The sequence below is a fragment of the Campylobacter concisus genome, assembly GCF_002165775.1.
Classification (GTDB): domain Bacteria; phylum Campylobacterota; class Campylobacteria; order Campylobacterales; family Campylobacteraceae; genus Campylobacter_A; species Campylobacter_A concisus_E.
The window spans coordinates 359,588-385,062 of record NZ_NDYP01000003.1 but is presented as its reverse complement, the minus strand read 5'-3'; the positions used below and the strand labels follow the sequence as shown (position 1 = coordinate 385,062).

The 25,475-nt window shown below is 38.6% G+C and carries 27 protein-coding genes and 1 pseudogene; 15 read left to right on the top strand and 13 right to left on the bottom strand.

Annotated features, from left to right (window positions below):
• The 3 genes and pseudogenes from B9N66_RS05230 to B9N66_RS05220 all read right to left on the bottom strand — a co-directional run.
• Positions 1-388: Rrf2 family transcriptional regulator (locus B9N66_RS05230; RefSeq protein WP_087580180.1), on the bottom strand; the 388-nt coding region annotated here is incomplete at its 3' end.
• A gap of 114 nt (positions 389-502) precedes the next feature.
• Positions 503-1,138, bottom strand: a pseudogene (locus B9N66_RS05225) (NAD(P)-dependent oxidoreductase).
• A gap of 54 nt (positions 1,139-1,192) precedes the next feature.
• Complete coding sequence (locus B9N66_RS05220; protein ID WP_087580179.1) at positions 1,193-1,567, bottom strand: cupin domain-containing protein; 375 nt, start codon at positions 1,565-1,567, stop codon at positions 1,193-1,195.
• A gap of 152 nt (positions 1,568-1,719) precedes the next feature.
• On the opposite strand from B9N66_RS05220, the gene B9N66_RS05215 reads away from it, so the two are divergent.
• The 8 genes from B9N66_RS05215 (at position 1,720) to B9N66_RS05185 (ending at position 7,711) form a co-directional block, all read left to right on the top strand.
• Positions 1,720-2,604, top strand: coding sequence for an ABC transporter six-transmembrane domain-containing protein (locus B9N66_RS05215; RefSeq protein ID WP_087580178.1), 885 nt, complete (start codon positions 1,720-1,722; stop codon positions 2,602-2,604).
• Positions 2,582-3,502: a cation diffusion facilitator family transporter gene (locus B9N66_RS05210; RefSeq protein ID WP_087580177.1), complete on the top strand. Its 921-nt coding sequence runs from the start codon at positions 2,582-2,584 to the stop codon at positions 3,500-3,502. The genes B9N66_RS05215 and B9N66_RS05210 overlap by 23 nt, the downstream gene beginning before the upstream one ends.
• A gap of 117 nt (positions 3,503-3,619) precedes the next feature.
• Positions 3,620-5,410, top strand: coding sequence for a translation elongation factor 4 (gene lepA / locus B9N66_RS05205; protein ID WP_087580176.1), 1,791 nt, complete (start codon positions 3,620-3,622; stop codon positions 5,408-5,410).
• A 21-nt stretch (positions 5,411-5,431) separates the two neighbouring features.
• Positions 5,432-5,581 carry a hypothetical protein gene (locus tag B9N66_RS09685; RefSeq protein WP_180382067.1) on the top strand — a complete coding sequence of 50 codons (150 nt, stop codon included), beginning with the start codon at positions 5,432-5,434 and terminating at the stop codon, positions 5,579-5,581.
• 45 nt (positions 5,582-5,626) lie between these two features.
• The gene (locus B9N66_RS05200) at positions 5,627-5,857 is read left to right on the top strand and encodes a 2-hydroxymuconate tautomerase family protein (RefSeq protein ID WP_087580175.1); all 231 of its coding nucleotides are present in this window, start codon (positions 5,627-5,629) and stop codon (positions 5,855-5,857) included.
• Positions 5,851-6,573 carry a hypothetical protein gene (locus B9N66_RS05195; protein ID WP_087580174.1) on the top strand — a complete coding sequence of 241 codons (723 nt, stop codon included), beginning with the start codon at positions 5,851-5,853 and terminating at the stop codon, positions 6,571-6,573. The genes B9N66_RS05200 and B9N66_RS05195 overlap by 7 nt, the downstream gene beginning before the upstream one ends.
• Before the next feature lie 11 nt (positions 6,574-6,584).
• On the top strand, positions 6,585-7,142 hold the full coding sequence (locus B9N66_RS05190) for a YajG family lipoprotein (protein WP_087580173.1): 558 nt from the start codon (positions 6,585-6,587) through the stop codon (positions 7,140-7,142).
• The gene (locus tag B9N66_RS05185; protein WP_087580172.1) at positions 7,142-7,711 is read left to right on the top strand and encodes a phosphoribosyltransferase family protein; all 570 of its coding nucleotides are present in this window, start codon (positions 7,142-7,144) and stop codon (positions 7,709-7,711) included. Before B9N66_RS05190 ends, B9N66_RS05185 begins: the two co-directional genes overlap by 1 nt.
• A gap of 95 nt (positions 7,712-7,806) precedes the next feature.
• On the opposite strand, the gene B9N66_RS05180 is transcribed toward B9N66_RS05185, so the two are convergent.
• From B9N66_RS05180 to murJ, 10 genes are all read right to left on the bottom strand, one after another.
• The gene (locus B9N66_RS05180) at positions 7,807-8,445 is read right to left on the bottom strand and encodes a YggS family pyridoxal phosphate-dependent enzyme (protein WP_180382066.1); all 639 of its coding nucleotides are present in this window, start codon (positions 8,443-8,445) and stop codon (positions 7,807-7,809) included.
• Positions 8,442-9,551, bottom strand: coding sequence for an RIP metalloprotease RseP (gene rseP, locus B9N66_RS05175; protein ID WP_087580171.1), 1,110 nt, complete (start codon positions 9,549-9,551; stop codon positions 8,442-8,444). The genes B9N66_RS05180 and rseP overlap by 4 nt, the downstream gene beginning before the upstream one ends.
• A gap of 196 nt (positions 9,552-9,747) precedes the next feature.
• Positions 9,748-10,293: a CDP-diacylglycerol--glycerol-3-phosphate 3-phosphatidyltransferase gene (gene pgsA, locus B9N66_RS05170; RefSeq protein WP_087580170.1), complete on the bottom strand. Its 546-nt coding sequence runs from the start codon at positions 10,291-10,293 to the stop codon at positions 9,748-9,750.
• Positions 10,294-10,324: 31 nt separating this feature from the next.
• A complete protein-coding gene (locus B9N66_RS05165) occupies positions 10,325-11,113 on the bottom strand; it encodes an enoyl-ACP reductase (protein ID WP_087580169.1) in 789 nt (262 codons plus the stop codon).
• Positions 11,113-11,982 carry a 4-hydroxy-tetrahydrodipicolinate synthase gene (gene dapA / locus B9N66_RS05160; protein ID WP_219336837.1) on the bottom strand — a complete coding sequence of 290 codons (870 nt, stop codon included), beginning with the start codon at positions 11,980-11,982 and terminating at the stop codon, positions 11,113-11,115. The genes B9N66_RS05165 and dapA overlap by 1 nt, the downstream gene beginning before the upstream one ends.
• Before the next feature lie 26 nt (positions 11,983-12,008).
• On the bottom strand, positions 12,009-13,250 hold the full coding sequence (locus B9N66_RS05155; RefSeq protein ID WP_087580167.1) for a M16 family metallopeptidase: 1,242 nt from the start codon (positions 13,248-13,250) through the stop codon (positions 12,009-12,011).
• An 11-nt stretch (positions 13,251-13,261) separates the two neighbouring features.
• Positions 13,262-14,335, bottom strand: a complete 1,074-nt coding sequence (locus tag B9N66_RS05150; RefSeq protein ID WP_087580195.1) for a quinone-dependent dihydroorotate dehydrogenase — start codon at positions 14,333-14,335, stop codon at positions 13,262-13,264.
• A gap of 53 nt (positions 14,336-14,388) precedes the next feature.
• Positions 14,389-16,113, bottom strand: coding sequence for an ABC transporter ATP-binding protein (locus B9N66_RS05145; RefSeq protein WP_087580166.1), 1,725 nt, complete (start codon positions 16,111-16,113; stop codon positions 14,389-14,391).
• Positions 16,106-17,500, bottom strand: coding sequence for a cysteine--tRNA ligase (gene cysS, locus B9N66_RS05140; protein WP_087580165.1), 1,395 nt, complete (start codon positions 17,498-17,500; stop codon positions 16,106-16,108). Before cysS ends, B9N66_RS05145 begins: the two co-directional genes overlap by 8 nt.
• Positions 17,487-18,887 (bottom strand): murein biosynthesis integral membrane protein MurJ, encoded by a 1,401-nt coding sequence (murJ, locus tag B9N66_RS05135; protein ID WP_087580164.1) that lies wholly within the window; start codon positions 18,885-18,887, stop codon positions 17,487-17,489. The genes cysS and murJ overlap by 14 nt, the downstream gene beginning before the upstream one ends.
• 121 nt (positions 18,888-19,008) lie before the next feature.
• Between murJ and B9N66_RS05130 the strand changes: the two genes are divergently transcribed.
• From B9N66_RS05130 to B9N66_RS05100, 7 genes are all read left to right on the top strand, one after another.
• A complete protein-coding gene (locus B9N66_RS05130) occupies positions 19,009-20,922 on the top strand; it encodes a flagellar assembly protein A (protein ID WP_087580163.1) in 1,914 nt (637 codons plus the stop codon).
• A gap of 17 nt (positions 20,923-20,939) precedes the next feature.
• Positions 20,940-21,494, top strand: a complete 555-nt coding sequence (gene ruvA, locus B9N66_RS05125; protein ID WP_087580162.1) for a Holliday junction branch migration protein RuvA — start codon at positions 20,940-20,942, stop codon at positions 21,492-21,494.
• A gap of 11 nt (positions 21,495-21,505) precedes the next feature.
• A complete protein-coding gene (locus tag B9N66_RS05120) occupies positions 21,506-22,546 on the top strand; it encodes a D-alanine--D-alanine ligase (RefSeq protein WP_087580161.1) in 1,041 nt (346 codons plus the stop codon).
• Positions 22,547-22,610: 64 nt separating this feature from the next.
• Positions 22,611-22,841, top strand: coding sequence for a type II toxin-antitoxin system Phd/YefM family antitoxin (locus B9N66_RS05115; protein ID WP_002942153.1), 231 nt, complete (start codon positions 22,611-22,613; stop codon positions 22,839-22,841).
• Positions 22,831-23,616, top strand: coding sequence for an alpha/beta fold hydrolase (locus B9N66_RS05110; RefSeq protein ID WP_087580160.1), 786 nt, complete (start codon positions 22,831-22,833; stop codon positions 23,614-23,616). Before B9N66_RS05115 ends, B9N66_RS05110 begins: the two co-directional genes overlap by 11 nt.
• Positions 23,613-25,037, top strand: coding sequence for a Mur ligase family protein (locus tag B9N66_RS05105; protein WP_087580159.1), 1,425 nt, complete (start codon positions 23,613-23,615; stop codon positions 25,035-25,037). Before B9N66_RS05110 ends, B9N66_RS05105 begins: the two co-directional genes overlap by 4 nt.
• Positions 25,034-25,474, top strand: a complete 441-nt coding sequence (locus B9N66_RS05100) for a hypothetical protein (protein ID WP_087580158.1) — start codon at positions 25,034-25,036, stop codon at positions 25,472-25,474. The genes B9N66_RS05105 and B9N66_RS05100 overlap by 4 nt, the downstream gene beginning before the upstream one ends.
• The last annotated feature ends 1 nt before the right edge of the window (position 25,475 follow it).

Below are 25,475 nucleotides of genomic sequence, written 5' to 3'. Positions count from 1 at the left end.
CTTGTAAAGTAATGCTTCTTAAACTATCCTCTAAAGCTTCTTGTGCTTTTAGGAAGTGACCAGTTAAAAGTCCCTCGATCTTGCTACCAAGTGGGCAGGCTTTAGGTGAGTCAGAGTGGATCTTAAAAAGTTTTTCTTTATCATTTACTGCGTTAAAAATTTGAAGGAGGGTTATATCTTTTGGCTCTTTCGCAAGACTCACTCCACCAACTCCAGCTACGACATTCACGAGTCCTGCAGCCTTTAGAGTACCGAGCAGGCGCCTAACTATGACCGGATTCGTGTTTATACTACTTGCTATAAATTCGCTCGTGACTTTTTCTTCTTTGAAAAAACAAGCTGCTAAAACTACATGGATCGCGGTTGAAAACTTAATCCCTACTTGCATGATCGTCCTTGAAATTTTCTCTGATTATACTTTAAATTTTTACTAAAAGCAGTTTATTTTTAGTTTAGATTTGACAAGCCGGCTTTTTGTGTCAGCTATGTCAAATCTATAATTTTATGCTCGCTCGCCAACTGCCGTGAAGCGTTTTTGTATAAATTTTTTATTTTTTAGCTCGTCTATGATCGCAAGCGCAAGGTCTGCATAGCTTATATAGCTCTCATTTTTTGAGTTTAAGATGAGATTATCTCCACCAAGCGTGTATTTACCAGTACGAGCACCACTTGCGTCGTAGTCGCCTGCTGGACTTACATATGTCCAAAGCAAATCGCTCCTGCCTTTTAGCTCAAAATAAGACTCTGCAGTCGCCTTTGCCACACCCATATATGCAGCTGGGAAGTCTGGCGTATCCATTACCATTGTGCTCTTATCATCTACAAATAGTATGCCAGCACCGCCAACTACAAGTAGTCTTGTGTTGCCATCCTTTAGCAAATTTGCAAGATGAGCAGCAACCTTTTTGTGGAGTGGAAAGGTCTCTGGCGTCTAAGCAGCAAATGCACTAATAACTGCATCAAAGCCTGCTAGATCGGACTTGGCTAGATCAAAAATATCTTTATATATGACTTTAACGTTATCATTTTTATACTCTTTATTTCTAACTATTGCTGTGACATTGTAGCCTTGTTTTAAAGCCTCGTTCACCAAATTTGTACCGCTTTTACCATTTGCACCTATGATTGCTATTTTCATCATTTCTCCTTTAAATTTTTGTCTTTTGACTGCTAGACAGCAACGTTTTTGAGGTTACAGCCAGCTTGGCTTTACGTCATCAACTATCACGCCGTCACTCATTGTGTATTGCTCTAGGCTACCGCGCTTTGTCTGGATGCAGATCATTTTGATGCCGTTTTTGCCAGCCCTAAAGCACCTCTTACCCTCTGGATCTATGCGCACCGCGTCGCCTTTACTTACTTTTATCACTTCGCCGTCGATGAAAAGCTCGCCATCGCCCTCAGTGATGATGTAAAGCTCCTCGTTTTGCTTATGCACATGGACAAATGGTACGCTCACGTTTGCTGGAAGCTCGTTTATAGATACCTCACAGCCAGTTAAATTTAAAGCCTCTTTTAGCTCAACTCTTGGCTCGTTTGTGATCTTTGCAACCTGATAATTTTTCATTTTATTCTCCTTGTTTTTTGTGTTGTAATCTTTTTATTTACAACTGATGAGCGAAGTATAATAATTTTTTGTTGTAATGTCAAGAGTTACAACAAAAATTTTTCAAAATTTATAAATTTGAGCTAAAATTCGCAAAATTTTTAGGAGTAAATTTGCAAAATAACGCCTTTAAAACGCTAAAGAGCATAGCGACCGAGCACAACAAAAAGCTCATTTTGATCTTTACTTTGGTGTTAGCAGAGAACGGGCTTTTTCTAGCTTATCCGATATTTGCGGGCTTTGCGATCAACGCAATCATGCAAGGAAATACGTTAAATGCCCTCATTTACGCACTTTTTGTGCTTATAGCGTGGCTTGTAGGAGCCATTAGGCGCCGCGTGGATACGCAAGTTTTTGCAAATATCTACGCAAAGCTTGCTGTAAATGTCATCATGAATGAAAAACAAAACGCCAAAGACGACTCCGCTATCATCGCCAGAGTAGCGCTCTCGCAAGAGTTTGTAAATTTCTTTGAGACGCATTTTCCTATGTTTTTTACATCGGTCATTTCGATCATCGGCTCAGCGTTTATGCTCATCTTTGTCGAGCCAAAGGTCGCTGTGGCGTGCTTTGTAGTGATGACCTTTTTTCTTATATTTTTGCCAAAATATATCAAGAAAAATGACGATCTTTATCTTCGCTTAAATGACCGCCTAGAAAAAGAGGCAAAAGTGATAGGTGCTTTTAGCAAAAGCATGCTAAATAGGCACTACGATGTCGTTTCTAAATTTCGTATAGCGATCTCAAACAGGGAGGCGATGAGCTATTTTATCATCGGCATTAGCGCTTCGCTGCTCTTTTTGGTGGCGATAATAGTGCTAAGCTCGCAGCAGACAAACGCCGGCCACATCTACTCCGTGATGACCTATATATGGAATTTTATCATCAGTCTTGACGACTCGCCAAAACTCATCGAGGAGTTTTCAAATTTAAAAGATATCGGTAAGAGGATCGACGCCCAAAAGAAGGACAATGATGCACAACAAGAGCGTTCTTAGAAATTCGTTTTTACTAATTTTCACGTTTATGATAGTTGAGGCCGTTTTTGGCTTCGTTTCAAACTCGCTTGCGCTTATTAGCGACGCATTTCACATGCTCTCAGACGCCGCGGCTCTCTTTTTGTCGCTGGTTGCTTTTAAGATCGCAGAAAAAAGGGCAAATTTACAAAAGACATTTGGCTACAAGAGGGTCGAGATCGTCGCTGCTTTCATAAACGCTATCGCTCTTATCGCGCTTGCTATCTTTGTCATAGTTGAAGCGATCATTAGGCTTTTTAACGAGCCAGAGATAGAGGCTAAAACGATGCTTTTTGTTAGTATTTTGGGGCTTGTGGTAAATTTGGTCGTGGCTATTTACATGCACAAAAGTGCTGACACAAAAGAAAATTTAAATATGAAAGGGGCTTATCTGCATGTTCTTGGCGACACGCTTGGCTCGGTTGGAGCGATCGTCGCAGCGCTTCTTGTGATGAAATTTGACTTCACGCAGGCCGATAGCATCGCAAGTATCTTTGTATCGCTACTCATCATAAAAAGTGGCGCTAGCTTGCTAAAAGATAGCTTTAATATCCTAATCGAAGCTGTGCCGCTTAAGCTTGATACAGATGAAATTTTAGGCGTTATAAAGAGCGTAGATGGCGTTAAAATCGTGCATGACCTGCATATCTGGGCGATAAATGCTGGCACAAATGCGCTCATAGCCCACGTGGTGGTGGATGACACGTTAAGCGTGGCTGAAATTTCAAAGATGATAAAGCGCATCGAGCACGAGCTTTCTCAAGTTGGCATCGGCCATGTCACGCTTCAGTTTGAGAGCGAGAGCCTTGGGCACAAAGCTGGTCTCATCTGCGAGCTAAATGACGAAGAAGGGCATGAACATTTTAGGTATTGTCATTAAAATTTTTAAGAATAGAGCCAGGCTCTATTGGCGAGCTTATGAAAAAATATATTTATTGGCATTTAAATCAACTTTAGGCAAAATAAAGCCCAAAATTTAGTAAAAAGTAAAGCTTATATGAAAAACATCAGAAATTTTAGCATCATCGCTCATATCGACCACGGCAAAAGCACGCTTGCAGACCGCCTGATACAGGAGTGCGGCGCCGTGAGCGACCGTGAGATGAGCTCACAGATCATGGATACGATGGACATCGAAAAAGAGCGCGGCATCACGATAAAAGCCCAGTCTGTCCGCCTAAGCTACGCACTAAACGGTGAAAATTTTGTTCTAAATTTGATAGACACTCCGGGCCACGTGGATTTTAGCTACGAGGTGAGTCGATCTTTAGCCAGCTGTGAGGGTGCACTGCTAGTAGTGGACGCTAGTCAAGGCGTAGAGGCACAAACAATCGCAAACGTCTACATCGCACTTGAAAACAACTTAGAGATCATTCCAGTCATCAACAAGATCGACCTGCCAGCGGCTGATCCTGTTAGGGTAAAGGACGAGATCGAGCATATCATCGGTCTTGACTGCTCTGGAGCAATCGAAGTGAGCGCAAAAACAGGCATTGGTATAAAAGAGCTACTTGAGGCTATCATCACGAGGATCCCCGCGCCAAATGGCGACGCAAGCAAGCCTACAAAGGCGCTTATTTATGATAGTTGGTTTGACAATTATCTTGGTGCACTAGCACTCGTTCGCGTATATGACGGTACTATCTCAAAAAATGATGAAATTTTAGTCATGGGAACAGGCAAAAAGCACATCGTGCTCGATCTCATGTATCCAAATCCTATCGCTCCTATCAAGACAAAGAGCCTTTCTGCTGGCGAAGTAGGCATCGTTGTGCTTGGACTTAAAAATGTTAGTGACATCCAGGTGGGCGATACGATTACACAGGCTAGAAACCCGTTAAAAGAGCCAGTAGGTGGCTTTGAGAGGGCTAAGCCATTTGTCTTTGCTGGACTTTATCCGATCGAAACTGATAAATTTGAAGATCTGCGTGACGCACTCGATAAGCTAAAGCTAAATGACAGCTCTATAAGCTACGAACCAGAGACTTCGGTCGCACTTGGATTTGGTTTTAGGGTTGGCTTTTTAGGCCTTCTTCATATGGAAGTGGTAAAAGAGAGGCTGGAGCGCGAGTTTGATCTTGATCTCATCGCCACAGCGCCGACCGTGACTTACGAAGTCATTCAAACAGATGGGTTAAATTTAAAAATTCAAAACCCAAGCCAGTTGCCACCTGTAAATAAAATAGACTCTATCCTTGAGCCATACGTGAAGGCTACTATCATTACACCAAGCGAATTTTTGGGCAATATTATCACACTTTTAAATAATCGCCGCGGCATCCAAACAAAGATGGACTACATCACACCTGAACGCGTGCTGCTTGAGTATGACATACCGATGAATGAGATAGTGATGGACTTTTATGACAAGCTAAAATCAAGCACAAAAGGTTATGCGAGTTTTGACTACGAGCCTAGCGACTACCGCGTGGGTGATCTAGTGAAGCTTGATGTTAAAGTGGCTGGTGAAACGGTCGATGCACTCTCTATCATCGTGCCTGAGAGTAAGGCACAAACAAAAGGTAGAGACTTTGTAAAAGCGATGAAAGAGATCGTACCACGTCAGCTTTTTGAAGTGGCGATACAAGCAAGCATCGGCAATAAAATCATCGCTCGTGAAACCGTAAAATCAATGGGTAAAAACGTCACAGCCAAGTGCTATGGCGGCGACATCACTCGTAAGAGGAAGTTGCTAGAAAAGCAAAAAGAGGGTAAGAAACGGATGAAGGCGATAGGAAAGGTGAATTTGCCGCAGGAGGCATTTTTATCAGTCCTAAAAATAGACTAGCGGCTTATCTTTTGTGCCCTTTTGAAAGAGTTAGTGAAATTTTGGCTTGATGAACTACATGTTCTATCCGCACCAAAATTTCACGTCACAACTTTCAAAATCATCACAAAATATTTCGTCTTATTGCGAGGCGGCGATACTGCCGCATTTGGGAGCTCGTTTGGTGGATAGGTTTTGATTAAAATTTAAATGCTAAATTTGTAAAAAGGAAATGTTATGCCGTTTGTAAAAATTTGTGTGACAAAAGAAGGTGATAGTCCGAGTGTAGAGCAAAAAGAGAAGATGATAAGCGGAGTCACTAAACTAATAAGCGAAATTTTAGGAAGAAATGCTCAAAATACTGTTGTTATCATTGACGAGATAGACACTAATAATTACGGTATAGCAGGAGAGAGTGTGAAAAATCTTCGTAAAAAACAAAAAGAGCAAAAGGAAGTAAAATGCTAAGAACGACATTATTTGCAGTTTTTGTAGCTATCTTTTTAACTGGCTGCGTGGCTAAAGCTAGCCTTTGTCTATCGTGCGAGGGAATAGACGGTGTGCAAAGTGCGAGCATAAATAGTGAAGATAAGATGTACTTTGAAGAGGTTATGAGGATCCCAGCTGACTGCAGCGCTTGTAAAGGCAGGGGCGATGGTCTTTTTATAAATGGTGTTAAATACAAAAGTGATGTAGCAATAAACTGCTGCTTAGAAAAAAATATGATCGATACTAATGTTGGATTAAAAAAGGTTTATTTCCACAGGATCGTCGATGCTAGAAGTAGTGCAAGATCGATATATTACACAGGTGTTGAAGGAAATACTGCAGTTTTTAACTCAAATCTACGCCTCGAAGTGCTTTTTTACATGTTTTTGCAACGTGAGTTAAATTCTCGCGGAATCGTTGTTATCGATACTCAAACATCGCCTTATACATACAGGCTTGATTTTAGATTTGACGAGCTTAGAGGAAGCTATTCGGGAAGTTCAGAAATTTTAAATGGACATCTAAATGGGCTTCTTATTCTTTCAAATATAAATTTCAAAAAAACGTTACCTATCTCGACTAGGCACCATGTGGAGAAGCTAGAGGCCTCAGAGTCTGGTCAGTTTGACTTTTTTATTGCACTTTTAGTTAAACAAGCCGCGATAAAAGTAGCCGATGAGATCACTAAACTTTAAAAGGAAAAACGATGAATAAATTTAAATTTTTAGCTATTTTCGGACTTTTTGTTTTATTTTTGACTGGTTGTGCGCCAAGTCAAAGTGTTGTCGCATTTGATCTATATAAGGCTGCTTCAAGCCAACAAAATAGCGGCTTTGAAGCCTATATAAGCGCGGTGCATGACAACCGAAAAAACAAAAGTACCATTGCTACGATCACTGATAGTAAAGGCACAGTAAAAGAATATGTCGTGCTTCAAAACGATCTTGCTACTTATTTTAGCGATTCTCTTAAAAAAGAGCTTATGGCACGTGGCGCAAATGTAAATGGCATGGGTGGAGTCGTGGTTGAAATTTTTATCAACGAGTTTGAAGCAAATATGAGTGGATACGGCACCGATAATACAAAAGGTAATATTAAGATTACACTTAAGATCCAAAAAGGCGATCAAAGTATCGTTAAAAATATTTCAAATAATCAAACCAAATTTGAGTTAATTCCCACAGGTGGAGCATTTAAGTCATTTTTAACTGAGATCATAAATGATGCCATCAAACGCACAGCAATTGCTATTTTAAATAGCTAATGTTTTGTGCGTTTTGCAAGAGCTTTACGCTAAATACATTTTGTAAAATTTGCTCACAAATTTTAAGCGAGCCAAGCCCGATAGTAAGAGAACTAGAGGGCTTTAAAATTTATAGCTTTTACGGCTACTCTGAAATAAAAGAACTCATCCACTCCAAGCACCAAATGCACGGATATTTTATATATAAAAACTTAGCTAAATTTGCATTTAAGAAATTTGCTAAAAGTTTTAGCTTTCCGGAGCAAGTCTATGCTTTGCCGATAGATGATAGAGTGCATCATGGCTACTCGCACACGGCTATTTTGGCAAATGCACTAAGGGCTAAAAATCTAAAGCCCATATTTCACGCACTGCATGCAACCAGCAAGACCAGTTATAGTGGTAGGGATTTGCAATTTAGGCAAAATAACCCAAGAAATTTTAAAATCCTAAAAAAGATCACTGCGCCAGTTATTTTAGTAGACGATATCGTAACCACTGGTACAACGATACTTGAGGCTAAAAATACTCTAGAAAAAGCTGGTGTAAAAGTACTTTTTGCTCTAGTTTTGGCTGATGCTAAACATTAAATTTAATTTTTTCTCAAGTCTCTTTGGATAGAAATTTACATAGCCCCAGCAGTAATCTATTTCGTTAGTGGTAGGGGCGTGCAAAAGCGATAAATTTATAGATAAAGCATTGTCCCAAGGCGAATCATATTTGAGCCACATTTTATCGCTAGCTCGAAGTCGCTACTCATACCCATCGAGCATATAGCTGCACCTTTTGGCTTTAGGCTATCAAAAATTTTATAAGTTAGCTCAAAGCTCTTTTGAATCTCTTTTGGCTCATCCACATGCGCTCCGATACTCATCACACCTTTTAAATTTATATTTTTACACTCGCTTTGGATGCGCTCATAAATTTCTGCCGCATTTGCGACGCTCACACCTTGCTTTGTATCTTCATCAGCCGAGTTTATTTGAAGCAAGGTATCGAGCTTGTAGTCGAGTCTTTTATCGACCTCCAGGGCCCTTTCAAAGCTATCGCAGCTTTGCCAAAGCACTGGTTTTAGGCTTATCATTTGATTGATTTTGTTATTTTGCAATCGGCCGATCATATGCCATTTTATATCAGTAAAATTTTGCAGTTCTAGCTCTTTTTTGGCTAGCTCTTGGACTCTATTTTCGCCAAAATTTCTTTGCCCTTGCGCATAAAGCTCTCTTACTTCAGCACTTGTGACGTTTTTGCTAACGGCAATGAGCGTCACATCTTTGCTTAAATTTTCTATCTTTTCTAATAGCTCTTTTAAAACTATCATCATAAACCTCCGCTTAATCTAATAATGTCATTAAAGGTCGCAAGTACCATTATACCAAGCAGTAGCACCCAGCCGCAGTAGGTAAGCGTTGTGAGTACTCGCTCATTTACCTCACGTCTAAAAATTAGCTCATATAAGTTAAAAAGTATGTGCCCACCATCAAGTGCAGGGATTGGGAATAAATTTAAAACACCTAAATTTACTGAGATTAAAGCGACGATCGTCAAAAGTACGCCAAGGCTTATTTTTGCGGCTTTTGAAGTTACATCAGCGATCTGTACGATACCACCGACCTCTTTTAGCGGCACAGCTCCGCTTACTAGTTTGGTAAAGCTTTTAAAGATTAGTTTTGATGCCTCGATCGTCTCACTAAAGGCAAAATCTATGCCCGCAAGACCAGTGTGGTAAATTTTTATCACTTCTCCATTTGGAGAGATCCCGATCAATGGGCGTTGCACCTTTTCATTAAATAGATTTATCGTCTCGCCTATCTTTGGTGTTAAATTTATAGTCATTTGCGAGCCGTTGCGATCTATCAAAATGGTGCTTGGCTCAAGCTTTACATTTTTACTGATCTCATCCCACTCGTTTATCTTTACGCCATTTATTGCTAAAATTTTATCATTTTTAGCTAGTCCAGCGCTCGCAGCTGCCGAGCCTTCAGCTATGTGGCCGATACTTGGTGCAAGTCTTTCAACTCCGATAAATCCAAGCAAAATGTATATAAAAAACGCCAAGATAAAGTTAAAAAAAGGTCCTGCAAAGAGGATGTAAATTCGCTTTATCGGACTTAGCACGTTGTAGCTGTCAGCGTCGTAGTTTTTTGCCTTTGGGTCGGTGTCGTCTTGCCCTTTTAGCTGCACGTATCCACCAAGTGGGATCGCACTTAGGCAGTAGTCGGTGCCGCCAACATTTTTGGTATAAATTTTCTCCCCAAAGCCGATGCTAAAGGTATTTACCTTTACGCCAAGCATTCTTGCCACCAAAAAGTGGCCAAGCTCGTGGAAAAATATGAGAAATTTAATGGCTAAAACGGTCACTAAAAAATAAAACGAATACGCATAAAACCCAAGACAAAGTAGGGCTAACGTGAAGAGAATACCTTTCAAAACTTACCTTTTTTGAAAAATTGATGAGATTTTAGCCAAAATTTATAAATTTACTCTCAAACGGCGTTTAGCTAAAAATTTCTCTTAGCTAGGAGAAATTTTTAACTTGATTTTACTTATTTTGAAAATGAAGATTTGATTATTTTATATAAGAATTTACAAGTAAAAACTTTGGGTCTTACGAACGAAAGAAATTTTAACTCTTTTTCATCGCCTTTACATAGGCAAAGATATACTCAAATCCAGAATAAAGTGTAAGTGCGACAGCTATCCAGAGCAAAAGTTCGCCACCAGGCCAGCTCATCAGTAAAAAACCAACCGCAAACATCTGTGAAACGGTCTTTACCTTGCCAGCCATTGATGCAGCGATCTCGACACCATCACTTGCCATCACGACACGAAAGCCAGTTATAAAAAATTCCCTCACCAAGATGAGATAAACAGCCCAAGCGCTCGCTCTACCAAGCATCATAAGGCCTAAAAATGCAGCCAAGATCAGCATCTTATCAGCTAGTGGGTCAAGGATCGCGCCAAGTTTGGTCTTTTGATCCCAGCTTCTGGCGATGTAGCCGTCAAAAAAGTCAGTCACCGAGGCGATCACAAAAATAAGAGCTGCGAAGTAGTTTATCCAGCTTATGTGAATTTGTGTAAAAATTCCTGGCGCATTTACAAGCATAAAAAACATAAGCGGAGCCAGTAGTATCCTAAAAAATGCCAATGCGTTTGGTAAATTTAAACTCACAAATATGCCTTTATGCTTAGAAATTTCACTCTCATTTGAAAGTCGTGCCGCCATCTATTATAAATGTATGTCCTGTCACCCAGCTAGCTTTTGGTGAACACAAAAATAGACATGCTCCGGCTAGGTCAGTCGGCTGTCCCATGCGGTTTAGCGGGCTAAGCTTTGCTGTCATATCGCGTACTTCTTCGTAGTTGGTAAAGGCTCTTAGCGCGTCTGTCTCGATAGGACCACCACTTACGACGTTTACGCGGATGTTTTTCTCACCAAGCTCTGTAGCAGCGTATCTTGCCATGGCTTCAACGGCTGCTTTTGCTGTGCCGTGACCTGCGTAGTTTTCGATATATACTAAATTTCCAGTCGATGATAGGCTGATGATGCTACCACCACCCACTTTTTCCATACGTTTTGCAGCCTCTTGAGTGCCTACAACAAAGGCATTTACGGTTGCTGTAAAGATATTGTTTATGCCTCTTGGTTTTAGTTTCATAAATTTAGTGTATCCACCAGCTACTGCACGACCTGAAATGATCGCGTTTGAGATAAAAAAATCAACCCTATCAAAGTCTTCGTCTATCTTTAAAAATAGCTCTTTATAAGTCTCTGGCTCGAGGATATTTAGTGCATATGCTCTGGCTTTTATCTTGTAAGTAGCCTCAAGCTCTCTTGCTTGCTCATTTGCAAGTTCTTCGTTTGAGTTGTAGGTAAATGCTATGTTTACGCCAGCTTTTGCAAATTCTTCAACTATGGCTCTACCAATGCCTCTAGTTCCACCGCTGATAACTAGCGTTTTACCTTTAAATTCGTTTAGTGTGTCCTTCATTAAAAACCCTTTATTTCGTAATTTTTTATTACTTCTTCTATCTTTTTAAAATTTTCTTTACTTGGTTTGCAAAGTGGCAAGCGGTACTCCAAAGAGTCGATTAGTCCAGCTAGATACATCGCTGCTTTGATCGGTATCGGATTGCTTTCGCAAAAGAGTGTTTTATTTATCGTGTATAGATTATCGTTTATTAGTTTTGCTTTTTTGTACTCTTCGTTCATCGCAAAGTGCGTAAGCTCTGAAATTTGATCTGGCAAGAGATTTGCTGTAACTGAGATAACACCTTTGCCGCCATTTGATATGATAGGATAGTTGATCGCATCTTCGCCGCTAATGACTACTAAATTTGGCTCGTGAGCTAGCAAATCGACGCATCTATCTATGCTACCTGTAGCCTCTTTAATGCCATAGATATTTTTGCACTCTTTAAAAAGCCTAAAAACGGTCGCTGGCAAGATATCCACTCCAACTCTGCCAGGGACATTGTAAAGAAGCACAGGGATTTCAATGCTATTTGCGATAGCTTTGTAGTGCTCGTAAAGTCCTTCTTGGGTTGGTTTGTTGTAGTAAGGCGCAACTGAAAGGATACCATCAGCACCATGAGCTTGAGCAAATTTAGCGATACCAATAGCCTCGTGAGTCGCGTTACTGCCAGCGCCAGCTAGTACTTTTACGTTTGTACCTTTACATGCATCTACGGCTATTTCGATACAAATTCTATGCTCATCATGCGTTAGTGTTGCACTCTCACCAGTAGTTCCAACTGGCACAACGACATCTATGCCGTGTTTTATCTGTCTTTTTATTAGCTTTTCAAAACTGACTTCATCTACTTTTTGATTTTTAAATGGCGTAATGAGTGCGGTCATCGCACCTTGAAGCGAATTTTCCACGTTTATTCCTTTTTTAATATTATTGTTGTGCTGGTTTTTTCATTAAAATATCTATTTGCTATCTCTTTTAAAAGCTTGGCATCTATCTTATCGATATTTTTTTCAAGCTCATAAAGAGGCTTTATGTCGCCTCTAGCAATATACGAGCCGTATAAATTTGCAACCTTACTTGCACTTTCAAACGAATAGATAAAGTCGCTTTTGATTAAATTTTTAACTCGCAAAACATCGTTTTTGTCGATAGGTTTGCTTTTAATATCCTCTATAATCTTTAAAATTTCAGCCTCAACCGCAGTTGCCTCGAGATCCGGGTTGCAAACTGCTAAAAATATAAATAAATTTTCATCAACGCAGCTCATATTATAAGCATAAATTTGATTTACGAGCATTAGCTCATCGATTAGACGTTGCTGTAAAATAGAGCTTTTGCCAGTGGCTAGATATTCACTGATCGCATTTAGACCTACTTGATCGGCGTGTTTAAAATTTGGGATTTTGTAAGCGATCGCTAGCATTTGTGTTTGGCTATCTTTGTAGATAATGGCTCTTCTAGCCCCATCTTGTTCAGGTTCTTTACAGTGAGATTTTGGGATAGCTCTTTTGTTTTTTATTTTGGAGAAATTTTTCTTGGCTAACTTAAATGCCTCATCCTTGTCAATGTCGCCACTTATCATCAAAACCGCATTTTTTGGCTGATAGTATGTAGCGTGAAATTCTTTTATGTCGGAGATATTCCAGTTTTCGATATCTTTTATAAAGCCTATTGGCGTCCAGTGGTATGGGTGGTAGATAAATGCGTGATTGTAGAGTCTAAAGTAGAGGTATCCCATAGGATTGTTGTCTGTTCGCCACCTGCGTTCTTCATGCACCACGTCTCGCTCTGGCTGAAATTCTTTATCTTTTAGGCTTAAATTTTTCATAAGCTCAGCAAAAAGACCAAGCGTTTTATCTAAATTTTCATTTGAAGCTTTTATAAAGTAGTGGGTATAGTCAAAGCCTGTACTTGCGTTATTTACGCCACCAAAGCCTTTTACGATCTCGTCAAACTCCCCAGCTCGTAAATTTTTGGTTGATTTAAAATTTAGATGCTCTAACATGTGAGCGATGCCGCTTTTACCCATCACTTCATTTCTTGATCCAACTTTATAAAAGACATCGACGCTTATCACTTTTGAGCCCGGATTTACTGGTACGTGATAAATCTCAAGTCCATTTTCTAGTTTAAATTTATTAAATTTTATCAATCTCTTGCCCTCTATTTTTTAACGTCTGCGCCGACTGCTTCGCTGATAGAAGCAAAGCCATCTCTTTTTAAAAGTTCTAAAATTTCTAAATTTATATCCCTTGCGATCATCGGCCCTTTAAAGATAAAGCTTGTAAAAATTTGCACTAGATTAGCCCCCATTTTTATGCGCTCATAGGCCTCTGCACCGCTATCTATGCCGCCGCATGCGATAAGCGTCGTCTTACCATAAAGCTCGTCTGCTACAGCTTTAAATATCTCTTTTGACTTTTTAGCGATCACCTTACCGCTTAGTCCGCCAAAGTCTTTTAAATTTGACGAGTGAGAGAGCGAGTAATCAACACTTGTATTTGAGACAAGCACGCCGCTAGCGCCGTTTTCTACCGCACAACTACAAAGCCTGATCGCATCTTTGTGGCTCATATCAGGAGCGATTTTAAAGATGATTGGTTTTTTGGTAAGTGGTAAAATGACGCTAAAAAGCTCTTTTATGAAGCTCTCATCTTGCAGTGCCCTTAAATTTGGCGTGTTTGGCGATGAGACGTTTATGACAAATGTGTCGCAAATTTCACTAAATTCTTTTACTAAAATTTCATAGTCTTTTATTGCGTCTTCGTTTAGTGTGACCTTGTTTTTACCGATGTTTGCCCAGATTGGCAAAGTATAAGGATAAAGTTTTTTAACTCTATTTTTAATAGCCTCACAGCCATCGTTGTTAAAGCCCATCGCATTTTGGATGCTTTCTTCGTCTATGAGCCTAAAAAGTCTTGGTTTATCGTTTCCAGGTTGAGGTTTTGGAGTAAATGTGCCAAATTCTAAATACCCAAATCCAAGAGCTGTTAGTGCCTCAAACATCGTGGCGTTTTTATCAAAGCCTCCAGCTATACCAACTGGATTGTGGTAGGTGCTTGAGAATAAATTTTGTTTTAGCGCATTGTCATCGACCACGCACTTATTTGCTACAAAGCTTAATGATCCTGGAAAAATTTTATTTACTCCGATCATTGCAAGTTCAGCGATTTTATGGGCAGTTTCAGGATCGAATTTAAAAAATATAGATTTTAAAGTATCGTAGTTTAAGCTCATTTTAACCTCTTTAAAATGCCTAAAATTTTGTGCAAATCTTAGCAAAAATCGCCTTAAACTAAGGCTTTGCCCTTAAGTTTTGCATAAATTTCATTTCTCTTGCTAAGCTCTTCATCACTTCCAGTATCAACTATCCTTCCGTTGCTTAAAACCGCAATTTTATCAGCGCTTTCAACCGTGCTTAAACGGTGAGCGATGACAAAGATGATCTTTTTGTTTCTGAGGTTGTTTATAGCTTTTGTGATCTCTTTTTCACTCTCATTATCAAGTGCTGAAGTAGCCTCGTCAAAGATGAGAATTTGTGGATTTTGATAAAGTGCTCTGGCTATTGCGATGCGCTGTCTTTGACCGCCTGATAGGTTGGTGCCAAATTCATTTAAAATGGTATGGATGCCATCATCAAGCTTACTCACAAACTCGTAAGCATTTGCCATTTTTAGAGCATTCACTACGGCTTCTTCGTTAAATTCTCTGCCGTAAGCTACGTTTTTAGCGATCGTGTCGTTAAAGATATAAACACGCTGCGTGACAAGACCGATATTTTGGCGAAGTGAGTGGATTTTGATATCTTTTAAATTTGTATCATTTATTAAAATTTCTCCGCTATTTACGTCGTAAAATCTCATAAGTAAATTCATAAGCGAAGTTTTTCCGCCACCACTTGAGCCAACTAGGGCTATAAATTCTGACTTACGAGCCTCTAAATTTATACCTTTTAAAACCTCTTTGTCACCGTAGTTTAGGCAGACATTGTTAAATTTGATAAGTCTTATCTTTTCGTTTAGTTCTTTCTCACCATCTTTTATATCGCTTACTTTATCCATCAAGAAAAAAGTTCTCTCGCTTGCGGCTATCGCGTCTTGCATTTTGTTGTATATATTTACGATGCGTTTTAGTGGAGTGTAGAGCATAAAAAGTGCGGTTAAAAATGAAAAGAAAGCACCCATATTTATATTTCCGTCGATAACGTCCTTGCCTCCTACGATAATAACGGCTGCAACACCAATAGAGCCTATCGTCTCCATAAGCGGACTTACTAATTGCTCAATTTTTACAGTTTTAAGATTTAGTTTAAAAAACTTATTATTTTCATCAATAAAACGTGAGTGCTCGTATTTTTGAGCGTTATTTGCTTTAATTATCTCGATATTTGTAAAAATTTCACTCAAGGCTGAAGTGATATCAGACGTCTTTTCTTGTGACTTTTTGGAAATTTTCTTCATCTTTTTTGCAAGATGAGAAATCGGATAAATCGCTATTGGCATAACTACAAGTGCAAAAAATGCTAGCTTTGGGCTTTGATATATGACTACACAAAGTAGGCCAATAATTGTTATAAATTCCCTTGCAAATTCAGGTATCATGCTTGAGACTATCGATCTTATGCGGTCGATATCGTTTGTGGTTCTACTTATTAGCTCGCCTGTTCGAAAATCATTAAAAAATTTCATATCCAAAGTTAGTAAATTTTCGACCATCTTCTCACGAAATCTTCTAATCGTATCTTGTCCGATATATGCCGTAAAATAGGCTTGCATAAAGGTTCCTATATTTTTTAGTACATAAATGGCAATAATCGCACATGGCAACATATAAAGCAATGTTTCATTTTTTTCAACGAAAATTTTATTAAGTACTGGCTCCACTAGATACGCACTGACCGCTGTTCCGCCACTTGCAAGGGCCATACCTATGAAGGCTAGGATGAAGTGTGGAATGTAGTCTTTAAAATATGGAGCAAAGCGTTTTAGTACATCTTTTAAGCCAAAGTTATTCATTATTTCTCTCCCAAACTGCGCCATTTGGTGTATCCATGATAGAGATGTTTATATTTGCTAGCTCATCTCTTATCTCATCAGCCCTTGCAAAATTTTTCTCTTTTTTGGCTACCGCGCGCTCATCAAGTAGTTTTTTTATCTGCTCTTTTTGCTCGTCACTTACACCAAATTGAAAATACTCAACATAATCTGTGCTAGCAATGCCCAAAATTTCACTTATAAGACCCAAATTTGCCACTATTTCGGACTTATAGGCTTTATCTTTTGGATTGTTATCAAGTTTTTCGTTTGCCATTTTTACAAACTCATCGACACTTGCAAGTGCTTTAGATGCGTTTAGATCATCGCTTAGTGCTTCAAGTAGCTCGTTTCTAAAGCTTTCATTTGCAGCACCTGCTTGCACGCCATCGACTCTTTTTTTGAGCCGATAAATTTTATCAAGCCTCTTTTTAGAAGCTGAAAGATCCTCGTCTGAATAGTTAAAGTGTGCTCTGTAATGGCTTGTTAACAAATAAAATCTAAGTACCTCGCCGTGTACGTGTTTAAGAGCATCTTTTACAAAAAAGCTATTGTTTAGGCTCTTGCTCATCTTTTCATTATTTACTTTTATAAAGCCGTTGTGCATCCAGTATTTGCTCAAATTTTTATGATATGCACATCTGCACTGACTTGCTTCATTTTCGTGGTGCGGAAAGAGTAGATCGATGCCTCCAGCATGGATATCGATCTCAAATTCTTCATTTTCTTTATCACTTAGAAATTCTCTTATCATAGCCACACACTCAGTGTGCCAGCCTGGGCGACCCTTGCCAAATGGACTCTCGTACCATTTCTCGTCAAATTTCCAAAGCACAAAGTCTTTTTCATCTCTTTTCTCACCAAAGCTCGCCACGCGCGCGATTAGATCGGTATTGTTATCCTTGCCACTAATGCTAAAATAGCCGCTATCCTTGCTCGTATCAAAGTAAATTCCATCGCTGGTCTTATATGCCGCCCCTTTTTGCATAAGTAGCTCGATATAGCTAATGATCGCCTCCAGACACTGCGTAGCCTTTGGTTTAAAGTCTGGATCAAGCACGTTTAGAGCCTTCATATCGCTTTCGTAATGTGCTATATATTTGTTTGTGATCTCTTTTAGGCTTTGGCCAGTTTGTGCCATTTTGTTTAAAATTTTATCGTCTATGTCAGTGTAGTTTCTTGCAAATTTTACCTTGTAGCCAAGCGCTTTTAAAACTCTTCTTAAAAGATCAAAGCTAACGGCTGATTTTGCATGCCCCAAATGTGCGTCGTCATATACCGTTGGGCCGCACAGATAGATGCTAGCTTCACCATCTTTAATAGGGCTAAATTCTACTTTTTCTCTTTTAGAAGTATCAAAAATTCGCATTAAATATATCCTTTAAAAATATTAAACCAAAATAGAGCAAAACCGCTGAAATAGTGATAGCGGCTATAAATTTAGGCTCGATTATAGCTAAAAATCTCTTAGCTCCAAAGGCTCTTATGTATAAAATAAGCTGTAAAAATCCCCCAAGTGAGCTTGCAAATGCAAGGCCAGCAGCTCCAAATTTTTGCATTAAAATGACCGCCAGGATCAAATTTATCACAAGACAGATGATGGAAATTTTGGCTGCCTCTTTTTGTTTCATGTTTGCATAGAGCCAAAGCGAGAAAATTTTAGCTAGGCCAAATGGTGTGAGTCCCACGAGATAAGCACTTAGCACCTTGGCGCACTCAAGCGTATTTGCCCTTGTAAAATTTCCCCTTTCAAACAAGAGCCAAATGATAAAATCGCTCAACACAACACCTGTGATCGTGGCAGCTAGCAGGGCACAAAGCAGCAGGTAAAAGCTTTTTTTCGTCCAAACTAGCGCGTTTGCCTCGTCTTTTTGCTTTAAAAGTCTGGTGATCTTTGGAAAGAGCGCCTGAGAGAGTGCGATCGCAAAGATGGCAAGCGGAAGCTGAAAAATTCTATTTGCATAAAAGAGGTAGCTTATCGAGCCACTTACCAAAAAGCTAGCTAGCCAAGTGTCCATAAATGCGCTTATCTGCATCGCACTTGAGCCAAGTAAGCCGTGATAAAAATTTATAAAAAAGCCTTTGCTACTAGCTTTTTTGCCTTTAAAATATCCGCTTAGACCGCCCCAAAAAATTTTATTTAAAGCGTTAAATTTCATAGCAATTAAATGCACTAAAACTTGCAAAATACCGCCTGCAACGACGCCAAAGCTAAGATAAAGTGCGACCACGCTTTCACTCTTGCCACGAGCCAAAAGTAATGAAGCGATCATGGCTAAATTTAGTAGCGCTGTAGAAAACGCAGTCGTTGCAAAGTGCCCTTTGTACTGAAGCAGCGCACCCATGAAAGTGACGATATAAACAAGGACTAGATAGTAGAAATTTATACGCACAAGTGGCACTGCGTCTGTGACATTTTGTTCACTCAGACCGCTTGCGATGATCTTTATAAAGTAGGGCGTAAATAAATTTACAAGAAGCGTTAATGCGCCTATAAAAAGTAAAAATTTGATAAAAATTTCAGCTTGAAAGATCGCTTTTTTCTTGCTGTTTGTAAAATTTGGTAAAAATGCCTGCGTAAAGGCGCCCTCACCAAAGATACGGCGAAATAAATTTGGGATTTTAAAAGCGATAAAAAAAAGATCGCTAAATATGCCAGCTCCAAGGATAGAAGCTGTTAAAAGGTCTCTTATAAGTCCAAGAATCCTTGAAACCATAATGCCAACTGAGTTTGAAAAAAAGCCTTTTATAAACATCGCCCACCTATTAAATTTGAAAACGCAATAGTAACAAAAGATGCTTTAAAGCTTACATAACCCAAATTTAATAAAATTTTGGCGATAATAAGAGTCAAATTTTATGTGAAATGGATCAATTTTGAGCGAGAACGTGCAAGAAAACGAGAGATTTTTACCGCCAACGCAAATTCAAACTTCAACGCCTTATATATCGCTTAAAGAACTAAGCAAACAATACAGCGTACCGGTAGAATTTATAGATTTTAAAATTTTAGACATTTTGACTTATTATAAAAATAAAGATAATGAAGAGCCAGTTTTTGTCCCTGAAGAAAATTTAGACTTTTTTGATGATAATGCATTTTATCTTGACGAGACACTAGAGATCGAGCAGGTCTATGATGTGGAATTTTTTGATGTTAGGCTAAATGCTGTGCCAAAGCTTCCAAAGATAGAAATCGGTGTAAATTCAACAGTTACAAAAGTAGTCGCAAAGGTAAAAGCCACAAAAGATTGTGAATACGAACAGCATTACGAAGATAAACTTTTTGAATATATCGCCAAACAGCTTATGAAAGCTCAAATTTTAATAGGCATAAGGATCGGTAAACTAAAAGACGAGCTAAAACAAATCGCCTCAGTTGTGCATGTAAAGGGTGAACTTGATAAAGACTACATACTAAACATAACACAAGGTATAAATCCAAAAAAAGCTACCGATGCAAAGATACTTTACTACTACAAAGATAAACTTGATGCGATAAAAGAGGAAGATAAGGTTGATTACGCTGATAGAGGTTTTGTTTTTGGTGTGGCACAAGATGAAGTGATAATGGAAGAGAAAAAGTCTCACGAAGGGCAAAATGGCCGTGATGCGAGAGGTAAATTATTAGCAGTAGAAAAGCCAAAAGAAGATACTGGCAAAGAGATAAGTATAAGCGAAAATATAGAGAGAGTAGAAAATGACGATAGCATAATATATATCGCTAAAAAATCAGGATATGTAGTTGAGAAGAATGGCTCATTTGACATCGAAGAGCGTATAGAGATAAATGAAGCAAATTTTAAAACAACTGGCTCTATTCAAGCAGGTACTGATACAAATGTGACTTTGGTGGTTAGGGAAACTGATACTATAAAAGACGCCATCGGCACTGGCATCATCGTGGAGGCTGACGAGATAGAGGTAAAAGGAAATGTCGGCGCAAATGCGATGGTTAAAGCAAATGAAGTAATAATCGGCGGTCAAACACACCAAAAGGCTAAAATTTATGCAAAGAATGCAAAAATTTCTATCCACATCGGTAAGGTTGAAGCTGAAAATGTCGAGATAGATAGGCTAGAAGGCGGAAATGTTGTAGCAAAAAGAGTTAAGATAAATAGCGTTGTTGGTGGCTCTATAACTGCTCAAAATATCCAAATAAATACGCTTGGCTCAAACTGCACTATCACAGCTTCACACTTAATAGACGTAAGATATCTAAGAGGCACTGACAATAAATTTATAATCGATACTAGCAAAATGCCTGAGAGTGCTGAGGCTACGCAAGAGCAATTAAATAAGATCGAATATACAAAAGCAGAGCTTGCTTCGCTTCTAAAAAATATTGAAACAAAGAAAAATGTCATAAATGAAAATAAAGACTCGATTTATACCATAAAAGCAAAGGTAGAAGAGCTCTCAAAAGCTAAAGTGATACCGCCAGTTACCTTTATGAAAAAGCTAAAAGAGTATCAAGGTCTAGTCAATGAATATAACACTTTGCTAAAAATTTTTAAAGATAAAAAAGAGTTGCTGTCTACTCTAAAAGATGAGCTTGAGATCATGCAAAATGGAATATTTTCTGCAAAAGTGATAAATAGAGGCAACTGGGTTGAATTAAATGAGATTAGATTTGTTATCGTTGATCCTCCGCAAAATGTCACTTATATCTCAAAGCAAAATGAAACCGCTCATGCTATTACTTTGGAGAAGATTGGCGATGGCGATGAGGCTGAGTATAAGATCAAAAAGTCAAATAAATTAGAAGACTACACAGATACAAATTTTTAAGAATAAAAGGTTAAATGATGATAAAAGCGATCGAAGGTATCGTCAGCAAAAAAGATCCCGCATTTGTGATGCTTAAGACAAATAGTGGTGTAAGTTATGGAATTTTTATCTCGCTTTTTTGCTCGGCCAAACTTAATAAAGGTGAAAAAGTTGAACTCGCTATAACGCAGATAATAAGAGAAGATGCAAATTTACTCTACGGATTTTTGGATGCAAATGAGCAAAAGATGTTCGAAATGTTAATAAAGCTAAATGGAATAGGGGCAAGTACGGCAATGGCAGTTTGCTCAAGTCTTAGCTCGCAAGCATTTACAAATGCCATAATAAGCGGCGATGCAAACACCTTTAAAAGTGTACCAGGTATCGGACCAAAGACTGCTAGGCGCATCATAGCCGAGCTAAGCGATGCAAAACTAATAAGTGACGAGAGCGTGCCAAGCTATCAAAATGAAGCTCTCATGGCGCTTGAGGCGCTTGGCTTTAAACGTGAGAAGATAGTAAAAATTTTGCCTGATTGCAAGAGTGAAAACACGAGCGATCTTATAAAAGAAGCATTAAAGAAATTAGGATAAGGATTAAAAAGATGAATTTAGGTGTGATATTTGGAGCAAAGAGCTATGAACATGAGATAAGCATAGTTAGTGCGATAGTTTTAAAAAATGTCCTAAAACAAGAGCTAAAATTTATATTTTGTGACGCAAATAGAGATTTTTATCTTATCGAGCAGAAAGATATGAGAGCAAATTTCTTTAGCTCAGGCAAGTACAAAAATTCAAAAAAGCTCATTTTGTCTAAAGGTGGATTTTTCATACACTCTCTTTTTGGCGATAAAAAAGTAGAGTGCGATGTCATTATAAATTTGATCCACGGCATGGACGGCGAAGATGGCAAGATAGCAGCACTTTTTGACTTTTACGGCATAAAATATATAGGTCCAAGGCTTGAAGTAAGTGCGCTTAGCTACAACAAAGAGCTTACTAAATTTCTAGCGCAAAAAGCTAGCGTAAAGGCGCTTGACTATGAGATGCTAACTCGTGAGAGCCAGCCAAAATTTCACTATCCTATTATTTTAAAGCCAGCAAGACTTGGAAGTAGCATAGGCGTAAATATAGTGCATGACGCCAGTGAGCTAGCTTACGCAAAAGACGTAGCATTTGAGTTTGACAAGGATGTGCTTGTCGAGCCTTTTATAAAGGGAGTAAAAGAGTACAACCTTGCAGGCTGTAAGATAGATGGAAAGATAAAATTTTCTATCATCGAAGAGCCAAAAAAGAAAGAATTTCTTGACTACGAGCAAAAATATCTTAGCTTTTCAAATGAAAACAAGGTAAAAGAGGCTGAAATTTCTGAGGAGCTAAAACAAAAGCTCAAATTTAACTTTTCAAAAATTTATGATTGTGGATTTGATGGAGCGATCATTAGATGCGACTTTTTTATGATAGATGATGAGGTCTATCTAAATGAGATAAATCCAAATCCAGGAAGCCTTGCAAACTATCTATTTGAGGATTTTGAGAGCACTTTAAACGCTCTTGCAAACTCACTTCCAAGAGAGCGTAATATAAAGATTGATTATAGTTTCATAAACTCGATCACTTCAGTAAAAGGTCGCGGAAAAATTTAGGCCATTTAGTAGATTATAAAGTAGTTTGTGATATTTTACGTAAAATTTTACACAAAGAGCGACAATGGTAACTTTTACAAAAGATGAAATTTATACAGCAACTGAAGTGGTTAGAAATTTTAGTTCAGTGCTCTCTCGTGTGGGAGCTAGTGAATTAAAAAGAGCGGTCATTGTAAAAAATAATAAATTTGAAGCAGTGCTTTTAAATATGGAAGAGTATGAGCGCCTTTGCGAAGCAGTAAGCGTGCTTGAGAGCATTTATGCTGCAAAAAAAAGAGAGAACGATGGCGAGTAGGGCGGTAAAGTACGGCTCAGACGAGTATGAGATCAGCTATGAAGTAGTAAATCCAAAATGCAAAAAAATAGTGCTTTTCTTGCACGGCTGGGGCGCTAATAAAGAGATAATGAAAAAGGCATTTGGGCACTATCTAAACGAGTTTTGCCATGTCTATATCGACATGCCAGGCTTTGGTAAAAGCTCCATTACTGATCCGTTAAAAACAAGTGATTACGCAAAAATCGTTGAAAATTTCTGTGGTGAGCTTGACATAAAGCCATATATCATCGTAGGTCATAGCTTTGGTGGCAAGGTCGCAACGCTTCTAAGACCGCAATATCTTGTGCTTTTAAGCTCAGCTGGCATAATTGTCAAAAAGCCATTTATCGTGCGCGCAAAGATCGCTATTTTTAAAATTTTTAAGCTTTTTGGATTTGGAAAATTTTATAAATTCTTTGCCACAAAAGATGTAAGCGGTATGAATAGAGTGATGTATGAGACCCTAAAAAACGTAGTTGATGAGGATTTTACAAAGCATTTTGCTAGCTTTAGCGGCAAGGCTTTGATATTTTGGGGCGAAAATGACAAGGCAACGCCTATAACAAGCGGAGAGAGCATACATAAGCTCATAAAAAATAGTTCATTTTTTCCGCTTAATGGTGATCATTTTTTCTTTTTACTTCACGCTAAATTCATAAGTGACGAGATAGAAAAAGGGCTAAAAATTGAGCCAAATGAAGCAAAAAATGTTGTGCTAGATGACGATGAGAGCGGGATCGAGGAGATAAGATGAATATATTTTTAAGCATAAGCACAGTTTTATTTATCTTTGCGCTCGCTTTTTATGTGATTACTTGCTTTCAGTGGTTTTCATATAGGCCTGAGCGCGTGCTCTTTCACTTTACAAAGCCCGCTTGGCACGTCTTTTTCTTTATAGTGCCTTTGGTGCTATTTTACACGACTGGTAAGTGGTTTTTTATCTATTTTTACTTTGCGCTTTTGCCAGCTCTTTATCTTTGGCATAAAAAACTTGATAAAAAGCTAGTCTTTACCGCCAGGGTCAAGCACTTTTTTGTGATCATTACTTGCGCTATCATCCTAAACTACGCTTTAAATTTTATCATCCACAATGCGTTTTTGGCACCAATGCCACTTTTTGTCTTGGTTGTGAGCCTATTTTTTAGTGAAATTTTAGAAAAGATAAAATTTCAAGGATTTAAAAACAAGGCTCTTAAAAAACTGGGCGCAAATAAAGATCTAAAAATCATCTTGATCACAGCAAGCTACGGCAAAACGAGTATCAAAAATTTCTTATTTGAAATTTTAAAAGATAGCTTTGTCTGCTACAAAACACCTCGCAGCGTAAATACAATGGCTGGCATCATCAAAGATATCAATGAAAACTTAAGCGAGCAAACGCAAATTTACATCGCAGAAGCAGGCGCTAGGCTAAAGGGCGACATTTTAGAGATCACAAAATTTCTAAACCCACAAATCGTCATCGTAGGCGAGATCGGCGCGCAACACATTGAGTATTTTAAAACGCTTGATAATATCCGCTCTACCAAGCTTGAAGCACTTCAAAGCACTCGTTTGCAAATGGCATTTTTACATAGCTCGACAAAGAAAGAGCCAAGTGAAAATATAGAAATTTACGATGAAAGTCTAAAAGATATCAATGCAAATTTAGATGGAATTTCATTTACGCTTGATGAAAAATACTATGCTTCGCCGCTACTTGGCAAATTTAACGCTACAAATTTAGCCGTTTGCATCAAGGTGGCAAAATACCTAAAAATGAGCGATGAGGCGGTAGATAGAGCGCTATCTAAGATGAAAAACGTCGAGCACCGTCTAAGCAAGATCGAGGCTGGCGGCAAGCTGATAATTGATGATAGCTTTAATGGAAATTTTTCAGGTATGAGCGCAAGCTACGAGCTTGTAAGCACCTATGCTGGCAGAAAAGTGCTGCTAACACCAGGCATTGTCGAGAGTGATGCGGAGCAAAATACAAATTTAGCCAAGGTGATAAATGAAATTTTTGACCTTGTCGTCATCACAAGCTCGCTAAATGCCGAAGTTTTGCTAAAACACATCATAAAGCCAAAGATCATTATCTTAAAGGATAAGAACAAAATGCAAGAAATTCTAGCTCAAAATACGCGTGTTGGCGATCTTATACTATTTTCAAACGACGCACCGAGCTTTATATGAAAAAAATAGTTTTTTTAATCCTAACTTTAAATTTGGCATTTGGCTTTGATATTGATGACTATGACAGAGGTATTGAGGCGCTAAATGCCGGAGATTACGTAGCTGCGTATGAAATTTTCTATGATGGCTGTGAGCAAAAAGATGTGCTTTCGTGCGAAGCTTTGGGCGATATGTTTGTAAATGAAGAGATAAGTGAGCAAATGGATAGTGATCTAAAAAAGCACTCAAATATCGAGCTTGGCGTGAGTTATTATATGAAAAGCTGTGACCTTGGCTACCAAAATGCTTGTGATGATGTGATGAGCTTAAGGGATGATTTAAACATAAGCCTTCCAGCTGGTGTTTATGAAAACGCCAAAGCAAGGTACGATGAGATAAGACAAGAAGACGAAAAAGAAGAAGCCTTAAGCGAGCAAAATGCAACTTTGCAAAAATAAA

Coding starts and splice junctions, on each gene's coding strand:
- B9N66_RS05220 (WP_087580179.1), bottom strand. CDS start 1,567: ATGAAAAATTATCAGGTTGCAAAGATCACAAACGAGCCAAGAGTTGAG.
- B9N66_RS05210 (WP_087580177.1), top strand. CDS start 2,582: ATGCACAACAAGAGCGTTCTTAGAAATTCGTTTTTACTAATTTTCACG.
- lepA (WP_087580176.1), top strand. CDS start 3,620: ATGAAAAACATCAGAAATTTTAGCATCATCGCTCATATCGACCACGGC.
- B9N66_RS05200 (WP_087580175.1), top strand. CDS start 5,627: ATGCCGTTTGTAAAAATTTGTGTGACAAAAGAAGGTGATAGTCCGAGT.
- B9N66_RS05195 (WP_087580174.1), top strand. CDS start 5,851: ATGCTAAGAACGACATTATTTGCAGTTTTTGTAGCTATCTTTTTAACT.
- B9N66_RS05190 (WP_087580173.1), top strand. CDS start 6,585: ATGAATAAATTTAAATTTTTAGCTATTTTCGGACTTTTTGTTTTATTT.
- B9N66_RS05185 (WP_087580172.1), top strand. CDS start 7,142: ATGTTTTGTGCGTTTTGCAAGAGCTTTACGCTAAATACATTTTGTAAA.
- B9N66_RS05180 (WP_180382066.1), bottom strand. CDS start 8,445: ATGATGATAGTTTTAAAAGAGCTATTAGAAAAGATAGAAAATTTAAGC.
- B9N66_RS05165 (WP_087580169.1), bottom strand. CDS start 11,113: ATGAAGGACACACTAAACGAATTTAAAGGTAAAACGCTAGTTATCAGC.
- dapA (WP_219336837.1), bottom strand. CDS start 11,982: ATGACCGCACTCATTACGCCATTTAAAAATCAAAAAGTAGATGAAGTC.
- B9N66_RS05150 (WP_087580195.1), bottom strand. CDS start 14,335: ATGAGCTTAAACTACGATACTTTAAAATCTATATTTTTTAAATTCGAT.
- B9N66_RS05145 (WP_087580166.1), bottom strand. CDS start 16,113: ATGAATAACTTTGGCTTAAAAGATGTACTAAAACGCTTTGCTCCATAT.
- cysS (WP_087580165.1), bottom strand. CDS start 17,500: ATGCGAATTTTTGATACTTCTAAAAGAGAAAAAGTAGAATTTAGCCCT.
- murJ (WP_087580164.1), bottom strand. CDS start 18,887: ATGTTTATAAAAGGCTTTTTTTCAAACTCAGTTGGCATTATGGTTTCA.
- ruvA (WP_087580162.1), top strand. CDS start 20,940: ATGATAAAAGCGATCGAAGGTATCGTCAGCAAAAAAGATCCCGCATTT.
- B9N66_RS05120 (WP_087580161.1), top strand. CDS start 21,506: ATGAATTTAGGTGTGATATTTGGAGCAAAGAGCTATGAACATGAGATA.
- B9N66_RS05115 (WP_002942153.1), top strand. CDS start 22,611: ATGGTAACTTTTACAAAAGATGAAATTTATACAGCAACTGAAGTGGTT.
- B9N66_RS05110 (WP_087580160.1), top strand. CDS start 22,831: ATGGCGAGTAGGGCGGTAAAGTACGGCTCAGACGAGTATGAGATCAGC.
- B9N66_RS05105 (WP_087580159.1), top strand. CDS start 23,613: ATGAATATATTTTTAAGCATAAGCACAGTTTTATTTATCTTTGCGCTC.
- B9N66_RS05100 (WP_087580158.1), top strand. CDS start 25,034: ATGAAAAAAATAGTTTTTTTAATCCTAACTTTAAATTTGGCATTTGGC.